This is a genomic window from Endozoicomonas sp. Z74, from assembly GCF_057680865.1.
On sequence record NZ_JBLYZI010000014.1, the window covers coordinates 1 to 14532 of the forward strand.

11 protein-coding genes and 1 pseudogene are annotated in these 14532 nt (G+C 53.2%); 2 read left to right on the forward strand and 10 right to left on the reverse strand.

Features of this window, described 5'->3' with window-relative positions; translation table 11 throughout:
- Positions 1-3338: hypothetical protein (locus tag ACNRUY_RS06060; RefSeq protein ID WP_488110748.1), on the forward strand; the 3338-nt coding region annotated here is incomplete at its 5' end.
- A 143-nt stretch (positions 3339-3481) separates the two neighbouring features.
- Here ACNRUY_RS06060 and ACNRUY_RS06065 read toward each other — a convergent pair.
- Both ACNRUY_RS06065 and ACNRUY_RS06070 read right to left on the reverse strand, forming a co-directional pair.
- Entirely contained in the window at positions 3482-4312 is an 831-nt protein-coding gene (locus ACNRUY_RS06065) for a Stp1/IreP family PP2C-type Ser/Thr phosphatase (protein WP_488110749.1), read from the reverse strand.
- A gap of 369 nt (positions 4313-4681) precedes the next feature.
- Positions 4682-5644 (reverse strand): annotated as a pseudogene (locus ACNRUY_RS06070) (IS5 family transposase).
- Between the two features lie 499 nt (positions 5645-6143).
- Here ACNRUY_RS06070 and ACNRUY_RS06075 point away from each other — a divergent pair.
- Entirely contained in the window at positions 6144-6542 is a 399-nt protein-coding gene (locus tag ACNRUY_RS06075; RefSeq protein ID WP_488110750.1) for a hypothetical protein, read from the forward strand.
- A 44-nt stretch (positions 6543-6586) separates the two neighbouring features.
- Here ACNRUY_RS06075 and ACNRUY_RS06080 read toward each other — a convergent pair whose 3' ends face one another.
- From ACNRUY_RS06080 to ACNRUY_RS06115, 8 genes are read right to left on the reverse strand one after another with little or no spacing between them, the layout of a single operon-like run.
- Positions 6587-7834: a beta-ketoacyl-ACP synthase gene (locus ACNRUY_RS06080; protein WP_488110751.1), complete on the reverse strand. Its 1248-nt coding sequence runs from the start codon at positions 7832-7834 to the stop codon at positions 6587-6589.
- Between the two features lie 35 nt (positions 7835-7869).
- Positions 7870-8595: a 3-oxoacyl-ACP reductase FabG gene (fabG, locus tag ACNRUY_RS06085; RefSeq protein ID WP_488110752.1), complete on the reverse strand. Its 726-nt coding sequence runs from the start codon at positions 8593-8595 to the stop codon at positions 7870-7872.
- Complete coding sequence (locus ACNRUY_RS06090; protein WP_488110753.1) at positions 8588-9121, reverse strand: hotdog family protein; 534 nt, start codon at positions 9119-9121, stop codon at positions 8588-8590. The genes fabG and ACNRUY_RS06090 overlap by 8 nt, the downstream gene beginning before the upstream one ends.
- Position 9122: 1 nt before the next feature.
- A complete protein-coding gene (locus ACNRUY_RS06095) occupies positions 9123-10334 on the reverse strand; it encodes a beta-ketoacyl-[acyl-carrier-protein] synthase family protein (RefSeq protein ID WP_488110754.1) in 1212 nt (403 codons plus the stop codon).
- Positions 10331-11023: a DUF3261 domain-containing protein gene (locus ACNRUY_RS06100; protein WP_488110755.1), complete on the reverse strand. Its 693-nt coding sequence runs from the start codon at positions 11021-11023 to the stop codon at positions 10331-10333. The genes ACNRUY_RS06095 and ACNRUY_RS06100 overlap by 4 nt, the downstream gene beginning before the upstream one ends.
- Positions 11010-13370, reverse strand: a complete 2361-nt coding sequence (locus ACNRUY_RS06105) for an MMPL family transporter (RefSeq protein WP_488110756.1) — start codon at positions 13368-13370, stop codon at positions 11010-11012. Before ACNRUY_RS06105 ends, ACNRUY_RS06100 begins: the two co-directional genes overlap by 14 nt.
- A gap of 37 nt (positions 13371-13407) precedes the next feature.
- Positions 13408-14109, reverse strand: coding sequence for a LolA family protein (locus ACNRUY_RS06110; RefSeq protein ID WP_488110757.1), 702 nt, complete (start codon positions 14107-14109; stop codon positions 13408-13410).
- A complete protein-coding gene (locus tag ACNRUY_RS06115) occupies positions 14106-14531 on the reverse strand; it encodes an acyl-CoA thioesterase (protein ID WP_488110758.1) in 426 nt (141 codons plus the stop codon). The genes ACNRUY_RS06110 and ACNRUY_RS06115 overlap by 4 nt, the downstream gene beginning before the upstream one ends.
- Position 14532 lies beyond the last annotated feature (1 nt).

A 14532-nucleotide genomic window follows, 5' to 3' on the forward strand; every position in this document is an offset into this window, starting at 1 on the left:
ATGCAAACAGCAACCTGAGTGCCGCTGAGATGACTTTTAAAGATGCAGCCAGTTACGCAGGCACCGATGCGGACGGTAAAACCGATACCGTCGTGGATGGCCGGGCTGCAGCCGACCAAAGCTGGGCAATCAATGACCTGGACAGCACCACCGCTTCCGGTATTCGTTTTGACCAGGTGGAAGAGGTTCAGACCACCGGTACAGTCTCCAATGCCACGGGTAGCAGCCTTGCAGTGGCCACAGGGGACAGCAGTCATCTGGAAACAGTCAGCCTGAATGGAGATGGTACCGTCAAGCAGCGTTTTCTTTCATTCACTGAAGCCAGTCGCTATACCGGTAGCAGCCAGACGGACACCGTCATTGATGAACGCAGCAGCCAGGCATGGCATTTGACTGGCTTGAATGCGGCCTCCACCCCCACCGTATACTTCAACCAGATTAACCGGATTGAAACCACCGGCTCGGTCACCAATCACTCGGGTAGCGATATGGCGGTCAGTGTTGGCGATACGGATTATCTGACGACCGTCAGCCTGAATCATGACGGCACCGTCGATCAACGACACCTTGTGTTTGCCAATGCCAGCCAATACATCGGTAATCTGCAGAAAGATACTGTAATTGATGAGCGCAGTAACCAAAGCTGGACACTGACGGGCTCCAATACAGCTTCCACTGGGCAAATGGTATTTGCCCAGATTGACCAGGTCACTGGCAATGCCTCAGTTATCAATAAAACCGGTAGCAGCGAGCATGTCTCCGTCAAAGACAACGGTTACCTTGTGTCGGGTATCCTGTTTGAAGGCAGCCGTAGCTATACCGGAAACGCCACCGCAGGTCAGTACGATACCCTGGAAGGTTCTGGTCGTACCTGGTATCTGGGAAGTCAGAACAATCACACCATCGCCACTGACTACGGTGGTAATACTGACGACAGGAGCCTGTTTACCAATATCAGCGCAGTATCTGATGAGTCCGGAACAGGTGTCCTGGTGGGGACAGAGAACAATGACCACTTTACGGTAACCGGCACCACAGCAGTGTCCAGTAAAAGTGTTCAATTCAGTGGCTTTAACCGCATTGATGCCAGCGGGGGAAGCGATATCGTTTCTGGCGCAAACCAGACCTGGAGCCTGGTTCTGGATGGCAATGACAACCCCGAGGATAACACCGTGACGGTAGCGGGTATAACCGCCAGCTCTATTGAACAGGCCAATGATACCGGAACCGGGCATCTGCAGGGCACCACTGCCAATGATAGCTTCCATCTGACCGGCGACCACAGCCTCGCTACCGCAGGTATCCACTTTTCTGGAATCCATAACATTGATGGCCTGGAAGGGAGTGATACGGTCACCAGTAGCAGTACGATCTGGGAGTTGCTTGCACTCTCAGAGAAGAGCGTACTGGGTCTGGATACCAACTCCATCCGAAACAATAACATTACGGTAACCGGTATTGAGGCCGTTACCGGTAATGGCACGGACCGCATTGAAGCGACCGGTGATGATAACGTATTTTCCATCACCGGGAACGGGGCCTTGAAAACCGATGGCATTGCATTTACCGATATCCTGTCGGTCAATGGCGACGGTGGTGAAAACACAGTCACCAGTGAGGCCGGCATGAGCATTCTCTGGCAACTGAAAAGCACGGATAATGCCGTGGATGCCAGTGGCCTGCAGTTCCAGAGTATCAGCCTGATTCATGAAAATGAAACCGATTCCCGTCAGGGCAGTCATCTGGATCAGCTGGCAGGCACCGATGAGGGGGATGAATTTACCGTTCTGGGCAACCGGCAGTTGCACACCAAAGGCATGCAGGTAAAGGATATCCGGGCCATTATTGCCGGTGAAGGGGCCAACACCCTGATCAGCGAAGCGGCCAGAAACTGGCAACTGGAGGGAACGCTCCATGCCCTGATGACCGAAGGAATGACCTTTACCCAACTGGCCACCGTGGAAGACCGGTCCGGTGAAGGTGCCTTGCTGGGCAGCGATGGTGACGACACGGTGCACTGGTTCGGCAATCAATCCCTGGAAGCCAATGGCGTTAACTTCTCAGGGTTAAACGCCATCAACACCGGCCTCGGCAATGACCGTGTGACCATTGAAGGTGAAGTGGATAGTCTGGTCACTCTCTCCGGGGGGGGAGACACCGGTGATCTGCTGGAGAACAAGACTACCAACCTGGGCTGGGAGCTGTTATCAACGGTGACCCGGGTGGGTGGACAAGTGTTTACAGGGTTTGAAAAACTCGCCCACAGTACCAGCCTCCTGAGCCTGAATACCGATGGTGATCTGCACCTCAATATGTCGGGCTCGGAAATCACTGCAGGCTCTCATACCCTTCAGCTTGCGAACACTTCTCTGGATGAGTTGAACCTCACTGCAGGTGGTAACCTTTCCGGCAACCTTGATGCCCACTCGGCAACCGCCACCAGTAGTGGCGATATCAGTAACCTGGATACCGGTTCTGGTAATGACATCACTCTGAAGGCGGAGGGCTCAATCAGTGGTAACATCCATGCCAGCCAGATCAATCTTGAAGCCGGCGAGGATGTCAGTCTGGTCTCCAGCAACTCTGAAGCATTAACCATTAAATCGGGAAGAAATCTGACCGCCACTATCAATACGGATGTGATTCATGCTGAAACCGGTGGCTCTGCAACAGTAACATCCGGGCAAAGCTTGAAGATCGACAACATTGAGAGCCAGGGTAACGTTCAGGTCACGGCCACCCAGGGTGATATCGTAATTAATGGGCTCTACGCTGAAGGTCAAAAGGTCGATGTGGTCGCCGACAGAGGCAGCATCAGGGCTGAAGACAAGGGAACAGCCACCGGTCAGGAAAAATATCATGTAAAAGCTCAGGAAGTGAGCTTCACAGCCCTCAAGGAGATCGGCTCCCAGGATGTGCCCGTTGATATCGAAACCACGTTCGGTGGCTCGGTGAACTTCAACACTCCCAACTTCTATTCCCCCCGGTTCTACGTCAATGGGCTCCAGACTGCTAATGTAAGTTTTACCTATTCCGGTAATCGTCAGCTGAACATTTACGAGCTGGGTGAACAGGCCTCACAAAACAGCGAAGCCCAGGAACTGGTCAATCAGCTGGGTAATATCGACCCGGCGGTCTTTACGCAGATCAACAATTTCAGCTTCTCCGCCAACAGTCTTGAAAGGCCGGAGGCAGGTGAATTTCTGTTGGTAGAAAATGGCTACAATGGCGTCGGTGAAATCTTGACCCTTCCCACGGAAGCAACAGCGGCCGGTGAAGCAGGCTTTGAATTTGACTTCGGCTGCGAAGAGGATGAGTGCGAACCAGGATCTGAATAATGCCATTACCTGCTCTTCGGGGCAGCTTCCCTGAGAATCATCCCGTCCCGGATCTCCCGGTTCGGGATTTTTTGACGGATCCCCTTTACGGAACACAGTGAAGCCCGACTCACCATGAGGGCCAGTGGAATACAAAAGGGTTCTCAAGGAGTGTACGGAACCGTCTTGTCTTTTCTCGGGGAGGGGGGCACAACCACAGGCGTCTCTGAAGGGGAATACTCGGCAATGGCCACAGTAATATTGTCTTTCCCACCCTGCTGGTTGGATTCTTCAATAAACCGGTAACAGCATTCCAGTGTCGGCCTGTGGGTAGCCAGAATGTGCTCAATCTGCTGATTATTGAAATATTCCGTCATGCCATCGCTGCACAACAGCAAAAGGCTTTCTCCGCATAGATCATACTCACTGATCACCGGATTGATATCGGGGCTAACGCCCAATGCCCGGGTTAACTGGTTTCTGACCTTGCTGGTTCTTGCGGCCTCTTCGGACAGGGCGCCGGAATCAATCATCTGTTGAACCACTGAGTGATCTTTGGTGAGCTGCCTGAGCCCCTCCCGAGGCGACCAAAGATAGGCTCGGGAATCACCGATATGGGCTACAATCAGCTTTTTTTCCCAGATCAGAGCCATCACCAGCGTGGTTCCCATCTGCTGGAATTGCGGATTTTGAAGTTTTCTCGTCAGAATTCCCTGATTGGCATCCTGAATGGCCTGGTAGATTTCCGACTTCAGAATGAGCGGACGCTGCTGGGGGGTCCAACTGGAAAAGGTCGTTTGCAGGGCTCCAAGGCGCTGGGAGATTTGTTGCACCGCAGTCTGACTGGCCAAGGCACCGCCATGGTAGCCGCCCATACCATCGGCAACGATGATAAATGAAAAAGTACCGCTTTCAGAACTCCAGAACAGGGCGTCCTCATTCTCATCACGCTGTTGCCCGATATCCGTTTTACCATCGATAGCCAGCTGGTACATGCCTGAAATTTCCGTACTCTTTTTTTCCGATTTTATCTGTAAAAAACGTAAAATAACAGGGCACAGATCCCGTAAAACCAACCGGAACCCTGTGGGGGAGGTAGATCAGAAACGCCACTCTCATCACTTTGTTATCGTTTAGAGCACGCCGATTCATGGATTGACAACCGTCTTCTGACAGACAGTACGACCCGTTTCAGGAACTGAAAACAGCCTGGTGAAGGTGAGAACAACCTCTGCTATTTTAAAAATTCACCTTTTGGAACCGTTTAAACAGTCCATTCCTACCTGTTATGGTGAATAATTCACCAAAAGCTGATTGAAAGCGGCAGTGCTTAACCGCTTTCACGGTTTTCGTGCGGATTCACCCTATGCCCGGATCATTTGATCCAGCCTGACGATGTTCGCCAGGGCAAACAGCGTTGCCAGTTTGTTGTCGTTTTTCTTAAGCCCCCTTTATATGGCTTTCACAAAACCAAACTGGCATTTTATTATCCGGAAGGGGGGCTCCACAAAAGCTCGAATGCTTGCTTTTGAATGCTCAAGCTTGAGCTCATCTTTGTTCTTGCGAGGGTGCTTCTTCAGCTCTTTAAGCCGGGATGGATTTGCAGCAATAAACCACTCAGCAGAGACATCCTGCAGTTCCGGACGTTGTTCTGCTCCCCGGTAACCGGCATCGCTGAATATGAATCCCTCATCCCCATGAAGAAGCTCACCAGCCTGATTGAGGTCATGCTCATTGGCGGCTGTTGTTGTGAGACTGTGAGTCAGCCCAGTGCATGCATCAACGCCAATGTGAGCCTTCATGCCGAAGTGCCACTGATTTCCTTTTTTCGTCTGGTTCATATCAGGGTCTCGCTGCTTCTCCTTATTTTTGGTAGACGTCGGCGCCTCAATAATGGTGGCATCCACCAGGGTGCCTTCTTTCAGGATGATGCCAGAGTTCGTCAGCCAATTATTAATCTCGATGAAAATAGCCCGTCCCAGCTGGTGCTTCTCGAGTAAATGCCGGAAGTTCATGATCGTCGTGCGATCAGGAATCGGCTTATCCAGCGACAGCCCCGCAAACAGGCGCATGGATGCAATTTCATACAAGGCATCTTCCATACCTTCATCGCTAAGGCTGTACCACTGTTGAAGGCAGTGAATACGGATCATGACATCCAGAGGGTAAGGAGGGCGACCGTTACCTCGTTTTGGGTAATGGGGTTCGATGACATTGATGAGCCTGGGCCATGACACGAGCTTTTCCATGTTTGCCAGAAAGCGCTCTTTGCGGGTAGTTCGGCGTTTTTGTACAAACTCACTGTCTGCGAAACTGAGCTGGCTCATGGATAGGGACTCAAGGTGGAGACGACAGAAACATTATCTCATGATCGGGGACTTATTCGCACCTTCCATAGCAAGCTGGCCTGATTCAGCCGTACGGGAAAGATCACCGCTGCGCTCACGAAGCCCTCTGATTCCAAAGACTTTCATATGCCAACCCTCTTTCCACTTTACCTTGCAAGTGTCTATGTTAGTTAGCACAACTTTAGACAACGTCCAGACAATCCAGTCCTGGGGAAATACCTCCAATAAGATGGTCTTTTGATAGCCTGCCTGAGTTTTAATACTCCTGGATTAGAGCTTAACGTGCCCATAAGGCTGGTTGATCATAAAGAACCCATTTACTTGTCCCGCCCAAAGCTCCCAAACCTGAACAAAGCCTGAACATGCCCTTTCCACAAAGCGAATTTTCTTTATAATCCCTTCACGCCTCACTGTTCATCACAGGCCCTTTAACCACCCATCCATTCAACGCCCTCACTGAAACAATAGGGAGACAACAGTGAAATTAGTCAAAGTGCTTGCCATTTCCGTGCTCGGCATCTTTCTGGCAGCCTGCAACACCTCAAAGCCAATTTACAATGTTGAAAATGCGACAGTGAATGTCGTGAATACTCACACTGCCTCCACCCAGGATGTGAAGAAGGCTATCTTGAGAGCAGCCAACCAGAAGGGCTGGCAGGTCAAGGAGCTGGCTCCCGGTAAACTTGAAGCCACTGTTCATGTCCGGGACCACGTTGCCGTGGTTGATATTGACTACTCAGATACCCATTACAGCATCCGTTATAAAAACAGCACCAACCTTGATCACAAAGGCGATACGATCCATCGTAACTACAACAAGTGGGTCATTCTTCTGGATCGGGAAATTCAGAAGGCACTGCTCAACACCAGCCTGTAACATCGGGTTGTATTGGGGAGCAGGCGCTCCCCAACCTGCTCTTATCAACCCCAACGCCGGAATATAAGCGACGTATTAATCCCGCCAAAAGCAAAGTTATTACTCATCACGTATTCATTCTGAAGTACCCGGCCTTCACCCATGATGTAATCCAGAGCCCCGCAGTTTTCATCCACATTTTCCAGATTCACCGTCGGCGCGTACCAGTCCTGGTTCATCATATTGATGCACGACCATGCCTCAATAGCACCACAGGCACCCAGCGTATGTCCCAGATAACTTTTCAGGCTGCTGATCGGCATATTTTCTCCAAACACAGCATGTGTCGCTCTGGACTCAGCAATATCCCCACGGTCAGTGGCCGTTCCATGGGCATTCACATAGCCAATGGCCGTACTGGGAAGCACCGCATCTTCAAGAGCCAGCTGCATGGCAATGGCCATGGTTTCTGCGGTGGGCTGGGTAACATGGGCACCGTCCATATTGGTGCCAAAACCCGCCACTTCAGCCAGAATGGTGGCCCCCCGTGACAGGGCCGACTCCAGCTCTTCCAGGATCAGGGTACCGGCCCCTTCACCGATCACCAGCCCGTCACGGTCACGATCAAAGGGCCGGGGTGTCAGGTCGGGCCGCTCATTTCGAACACTGGTGGCATAAAGGGTGTCAAACACTGCTGCTTCCGTGACACACAGCTCCTCAGCACCTCCGGCAATCATCCAGTCCTGGCGACCATCAGCAATGGCCTCATAGGCCATGCCAATGGCCTGGCTTCCGGATGTACAGGCACTGCTGGTGGGAATAATACGACCACGGACTTCAAAAAACAGGGCCAGGTTCACCGGAGCCGTATGAGACATCATTTTAATGTAACTGCTGGCATTCACCCCGGCCACCTGGTTGTGCTCAAGCAGGTGACCAAAGGCACGAATGGGGTCTGTGCTGCCCGTGGAAGAACCATAGGCAATCCCCATATGCCCACCGGAAACCCGCTGATCACCCAGCAGGCCTGCCTGCTCCAGAGCCCTTTCTGTAGCAACGGTGGCCATCAATGAAACCCGCCCCATACTTCGGATTTTCTTTCTTGGATAATGCCCTGGACGCTCAAAATCCGTAACAGGCCCCGCCAGAGAGGTATTCAGTCCGTCAACGGCTTCCCATTCGGGCAGACGACAGATACCCGTTTTTCCGGCCCTCAGACTTCCCTCAAAAGTTGGCCAGTCACTGCCAATAGAGGTCACAGCGGACATTCCAGTGACAACAACACGTCGCCTTCTTGTTCCTGAACCAGCCATTGTTCCAGCCACTTTTCCTTCCACCCTTCTCTCCACTAGGCCAGCCCCCCGTTCACTGAAATCACCTGGCGGGTGATGTACCCGGACTCTTCTGACATCAGGTAATTAACCAGGGAGGCCACCTCTTCCGGTGTACCGGCACGCCGGGCTGGTACCATTTTCAGGATCTCCTCCACGGGCGCATCCTCAATAATATCGGTTTCAATCAGCCCCGGTGCCACACAGTTCACCGTAATTTTTCGCTTTGCCAGTTCCAGGGCCAGGGCTTTTGTGGCTCCGATGATCCCGGCTTTTGACGCACTGTAATTCACCTGTCCCCGATTGCCAATCAAACCGGACACAGAAGCCAGGGTAACGATTCTTCCTGGCTGGCGCCTGCGCACCATCGGCATGACCACCGGCTGAAGGACATTGTAAAAACCATCCAGATTGGTATGCACCACTGAATCCCAGTCTTCATCCGTCAGGGCCGGAAACGCCCCATCCCGGGTGATACCGGCATTACAAACGACACCGTAATAAGCACCGTGAGTCTCTATATCCTTTTCCAGCTCAGCCCGACACAATTCCCGATCCGCCAGATCAAACACCAACAGGCGGCCCTGGCCACCCGCTTCACGGATCAGAGCCAGGGTTTGCTCTGCCTGATCAATACCTTTACGACAGTGAACAACCACTTCATACCCTGACTGAGCCAGCCGCAGCGCTATGGCCTTGCCAATCCCGCGGCTTGAGCCAGTGACCAGAACAGACTTACTCACCTTTTCTCTCTCCCTGCCTTGCTGCCATGAACGCCTGAATATCGTTCGGCTGAAAGGTATTAATAGTTGCCCTGGCTACCCGCTCCGGTTCGGAGCCTGCCCGGCCAGGTTGATCAATTGTGCTGTAACTTGTGCGATAGATAGAACAGTCAAAGGAACTGAGCCCATCGCCTTCATAGACTTTCTCAACCCTGACGCGATAGGCGGTTCCGGAGCAGAACCGTTCAAGACTGCAGTCATAAGCCCGTGTGCCCAGCAGAAACCCTATTTTCACCGGCTCTCCTGCCAAACAGGCCTGAATTCCGGCGTAGGCCCCAATGGTCTGGGCCATATACTCCATCCCCACCCAGATGGGGACACAGCCACTGTCATCGGCAAAAGGTTTGCCAACCGATGGGGTGAACAGCGCCTCGGTATACAGCTCGCCATAACCAACAATTTCATCCAGCAAAATCATGGGGTGTTCATGGGGAAGTACCGCTTCCGGCGTCAAATCCAATTCGTCAGTCAGTGTCGCTTTTGTCATATCATCCCCTGTGATTTACCTGCCCAAGTAGCACCGAGACATTGCTCCCCCCAAACGCGAATGAGTTACTCATCATCCGCCAGGGACCAGAGGGTAACCTTTGCTGTCGCCGGGTCAATGCAATCTCGGCCAACTCCGGATCGGCCTCTCCATCCCAGAGGTGAGGAGGAAGCCTCCCTTCCTGGTTCAAATCCGACATCAGCAGCCAGCAAAAACCCGCTTCAATGGCACCGGCTGCCCCCAGGGTGTGACCTGTCATGCTTTTCGTGGAGCTGCAGGGCACCCCCTTCTCGAACAGGCTGGCCACGGCATGGCTCTCCATGGCATCGTTCAGGGGGGTTGCTGTGCCATGGAGGTTCAGGTAATGAATCGCTTCCGGCGTCAGACCGGCATCGCAAAGGGCAGCAGCCATAGCCTTCCCCGCCCCCTTCCCCTGAGGGTGAGGGGCTGAAATATGCCAGGCATCCGATGATTCACCCACCCCCAGCAAAGCCACGGGAGCTTGGTCTTTTACCAGCGTGGCTTTGGTCAACGTAAATAGCGCGGCCCCCTCTCCAATGTTGATGCCATTGCGATTCGCGCTGAAGGGCTGACAAAGCGTGTCAGAAACTGACTCCAGGGCGGCAAAACCATTCACGGTCAAACGACAGAGACTGTCAACCCCGCCCACAATAACCGCATCACAAAGGCCAGCGTTGATCAGGTTACGGCCACTGGCAAACACTTTGCCGCTGGAAGAGCAGGCGGTAGATACGGTATAAGCCGGTCCGGTAATGCCCAGGTGCCCGGCCAGAAAACGACTTGGGTCACCCATTTCCTGAATCCGGTAATCATAGCCCGGAGGAAAGGACTTCCCGGACAGACGCTCCGTCATTGTCTGCTCGGCTTCCCATGTTCCCGAAGTACTGGTCCCGAGAACGATACCCAGGCGGGCTTTGCCGTAACGGTGCATCAGCTGGTCCACTTCAGGCTGGATGGTCTCCAGAGCCGACAGTAATAACCGGTTATTCCGGCTGTTTTCAGCCCTGTCCGGACATTCCGGAAGAGCGCTGCAGACTTTTCCCAGTACCAGCGGCCTGCCGGGAATCATACCCGATTCCACCTCCATCCCCTTCTGGCTGCCTTCCAGCAAATGAGTCAGTATTTCCTCACGCCCTGAGCCTAAGGCACAGTTCATCCCCATAGCGGAAAGATACAGTGGGGCTGAGCTCATAAGGGCTCCTTACTTAATGTTTTGATACTCAATTCATAACCCAACGAGCGATTACGGTAAGTGACCTGTTCAGGCCAGTTTTGTTTTCCATTGGTTCCACCACCCTTACGCTGCACTGATGATCGAATGGAAATAATAGGCTCTACCCCCTGCAGGATTACTCTTTCAACAGGAGTATTCTCCACCAGTTCCAGACCTGGAACAGCCAGCGACTGTTTTAAAGCACCAGGCTCACCATAGGCCAGCATCAGATCTGAAACCAGATACGACAGCTTAACCCTGCTCCCCGCCAGAGGACTCACTGACCCTGAGACCTCTCCTCCCCGGTAGACCAGCTGCAGCACCTGCTGGCCCGATACGGTCATGCCAACCAGAGATAGCTGCCCTGGTGTTTTTTCCACCTGAAACAAAAGGTCAAACGACTGGTTTTGAAAACGCCCGCTGACCAGTTGGGTAGCACTGAAGCTCCCCGTCAGCGTATCCGGGGGAGGCAAGTGCCAGCTTACCCTGTCCGTCAGGTAAACTTCGGGTGTTGTTTTTACCAGGCCCGGTTTTAAAGGAACGGACAATCCACTGCACCCGGTTAACCAAAGGCATAAAAAAAGCACCCGGAAATCCAGAATTGATAGGCTTCCAGAGTTGCTTTCATGAAACTTCAGGAGCCACCGTCGCCAATTAAACATCATCATGCCTCCTTTCCTGCACGGGACTGGCCATAGGCTGACCCCCAGTGGTTCCCGCTGCAAAAGGTGACAACAGATAGCAGAAACTGATGCCTGTCAGTACTGTCAAACCAAACCCACGGATCGCGGCCGTTTCTGAAAGGGCCAGCAAACCAAAAGAGAGAAGCGTGGTCATAGCCGACAGGGTGATCGCCATCAGGGTATAACGATGGCCACTGCCAGCCTCCCGGAAAAACAGGGTGTAGTCTACACCGATCCCGAGAATCATCAGCAGGGCCAGGGCATGAAACAAGTTAATAGCTTCGCCGGTCCAGCCAAGAACAGCCAGCGTCAGCAAAACCGACAGCAACGGTGGCATAACCACTTTAATGGATCCCCTGAAACCGTAACGCACACTCAGAAGCACACTGATAAGTCCATAGGAAACCACCAGCAACCAGCCCATCAGCACCCGGTAGCGACCAAACAGCCGAGAGGTTTCTCCAGTTTTGTCCACGAACAGTACGCCCGACAACGGGCTTTTAGCAAGGGTCGGCTGCCAGCCAGCATCTGCCCCCTGAATCACCACCGCAGAGTAATAACGCCCCCCGATGGCCCCCAGCCAGAGATAGCCATAAAGGCTGGCAGCATCACTGCCCAGCCACTCCTCCGGACGAATCCACTGGTGGTTTCCTTCAGCAAAGGCAGAATGGGCAGCAGCCTGAGCAGCTTCATTGATCCCCAACCGCTGCCATAAATCCGGCAGCTGATTCTGGTAAATAGCAGCGAGCTTGTCATAACTCTCCTGCTGGGACCGGATAGAAGGCATTAACCTGGAAACCGACTGGTACCCGGACAGCTCACCAAGGTTCACCCATAGATCAAGCTGTTTATCCAGAGCCTCTTCCCGTTCAAGCAGCGATTGTTCACTGTCACCGTACACCAGAAAAAAACGCCCATCACCCACATCCCCCAGCATATCTTTTACCTGCTGATCAGCCCACTCCAGAGCAGACGAGCGTTTCTGCAGCTGCCGGATATCATCATTCACCGTCAGCTTCATCAGCCCCCCAAGCAACAGGAGAGCAACACTGGCCGTTAAGATCAGGCGACGGCCGGTAAACAGCCGACACCACCCAGACCAGAAAACGTCAGCCCAGCATTCAAGCCACCGGCCTCCTTTCCTTCCAGGTGAAGCACGAAAGCAGCCTTTAAGCCATCGGGGGTAGGCCAGCACCACGGTCACCCAGGCAACGGTCAGGCCCACACAGGAAAACACTGCCATCTGTTGAAGACCCGGGAACGGCGTCATCAGCATGGGCACATAGCCCAGCAGGCTGGTCAACAGCCCCAGGGTGATGCCCGGCAAGATATGCTTCAGCCCGGCAAGGGGTTGCCACTGTTTACCCTGCCGCTGCCACTCCACCAGGTAGTGGAAGGTATAATCAATGGAAATGCCAATCAGGCTCGCCCCAAACACCAGCGTCATCACATGGACGGTTTCAAACACAGCCACTGTCGCCAGATAACCCGCCAGAATGCCAGTAGCTATCGACATCAGACAGAGCAACAGAGGACGTATACTCCGGAACACCGAGAGAATCAGGAGCACTATGCCCAGTAGTGAACCGACACCGATGGTGCTGACCTCCGCTCTTGCAGAATCCGCCCCGGCCTGGGCATGAAAAATCAGACCGCTGGCCACAATGGTGACCTCCGGATGGGCTGAACGGGTCCGGTTCATGGCTTCATTGAGAGCATTGACAATGAAGGCTTGTCTGGACAGGGTGAGAACACCCTCTTCCAGCAATCCGGTCATCATCAACTGATATTGATCGGAAGACTGTTTCGCCAGGATGCCTTCGTCCAGCTTCAGATCACTGTTGGAGCCCTGCAGTGAGCGAAACCAGCCCGGCATTAACAACAACGGGTCACTGATCAGCTGCCCACTGTTTAACATCCCCATGGGACCGGCCAATGAATTCAGGCTATTCTCAACCAGCTGCTCGCCCAACTGGTGATCGGACATTGACCGCTGAGAGGCACTGAGCAATTGAAATCGATGGGGGTAATAGTAGCGGGCTATATTATCCCAAAGCTCAGGCTTAATACGGAATACCAGCTCCTCAAAAACAGGCGTCCCTGCAAGCCTTCTTTCAAGATCGGATGCCGCCTGCCTGGCCGAATCCCGGGAGGCAGAGGACAGCATAAAGGTCACCCGCTGACTGAAATTCCGGGTAAACCGATCAGCCGCCATCTCCGAGGCGGGATCCTGTTCGGTGGCCGGCATCAACTGCAACAGGTCAGTGGAAAGGCGAGACCCTCCCTGCTGCCAGGTCATCCACGCCGCCAGAGAAAGAATGAGTACCATCATCAGGCCCCAGAGCATAAGCCCCCGGGATAAGTAACTGTTATCCGTCCTGCTCAAACGGCTGGAGTTGTGCAACATCCGGCGCCTCATTACTCATTATGACCTCATCAAACCGGATGCGTGTTGTATCACCACCCGCCCCCGTCAGCTCCAGCTTCTTCAGTGCTTCCGCCTCCCCATATACGGAGACAGACTGCACCAGATCAGTCAGTTTTGAGCTCAGTGGTACCAGTTCAAGCACCCAGCCGTTATCGCTGTTTTTATCGGGAAGCCTGACATCAACAGAAAAATAGCGGTGCAACAGGGCCTCATCCCCTTCAAGCAGAGCTGGCAGCAGCAGAGCCAGGCCATCATAGGCTGAGCCCGTTGCCTGGTACACATTTTTCCTGCCCGCCACTTCCTGGACCATCTTTCCCGGTGTCATCAGTAAACGTGAGGACGCAGGCTTCACCGTTTCCCATAAAAGCCCCCGGTTCCTCACGGAAAGAAAACGACCACTGGACACAAATGGACGAGAAAGTATCGGACTGTTTTTCTGCTGCTCAAACTGACCGGAAATCACCTGAACCCGGGAAAATGGCTTTAACACTGTCTGTAAGCTGCCCTGAACTGAACTTTCATTTGCGCTTTGATCGACGCTCTGATCGGTGCTTTGAATGGAGTGTGCAAAAGCCATAGACCAGGACATCAAAGGGATCAGTGAAAGAAGCACTACACCGACTTTTTTCAGGCCACTGCTCATGCTGGCACCCTCTCCTGTTCCACCTTTTCCAAAAGCGCTGAGGGAGAGACCAACTGTAAATCACCGGTTGCAATAGAGACCGCCACCTGGGTGGTCCGGCCCTGGGTCAGCTTTTCACCACTGACCGAATCCTGTACCAGATAATCCAGCACCAGTCGATTTTCATATTCGACAACACTGACCGTAACCCTTAGAGTCTGGCCAAACCGGGCCGGGCGAACGTATTTCACCCGAATATCCACTACCGGCCAGGCATAGCCGGAGGCTTTCATCTCTCCATAGTTGTAGTCAATACGATCCAGCAGGGCACAGCGAGCCACTTCGAAATATTTCAGGTAGTGTCCATGCCAGGCCACCTCCATCATATCCACATCATGGAAGGGCACCTGGATCTCAACGGATTCCGATATCCTGTCGTTCATT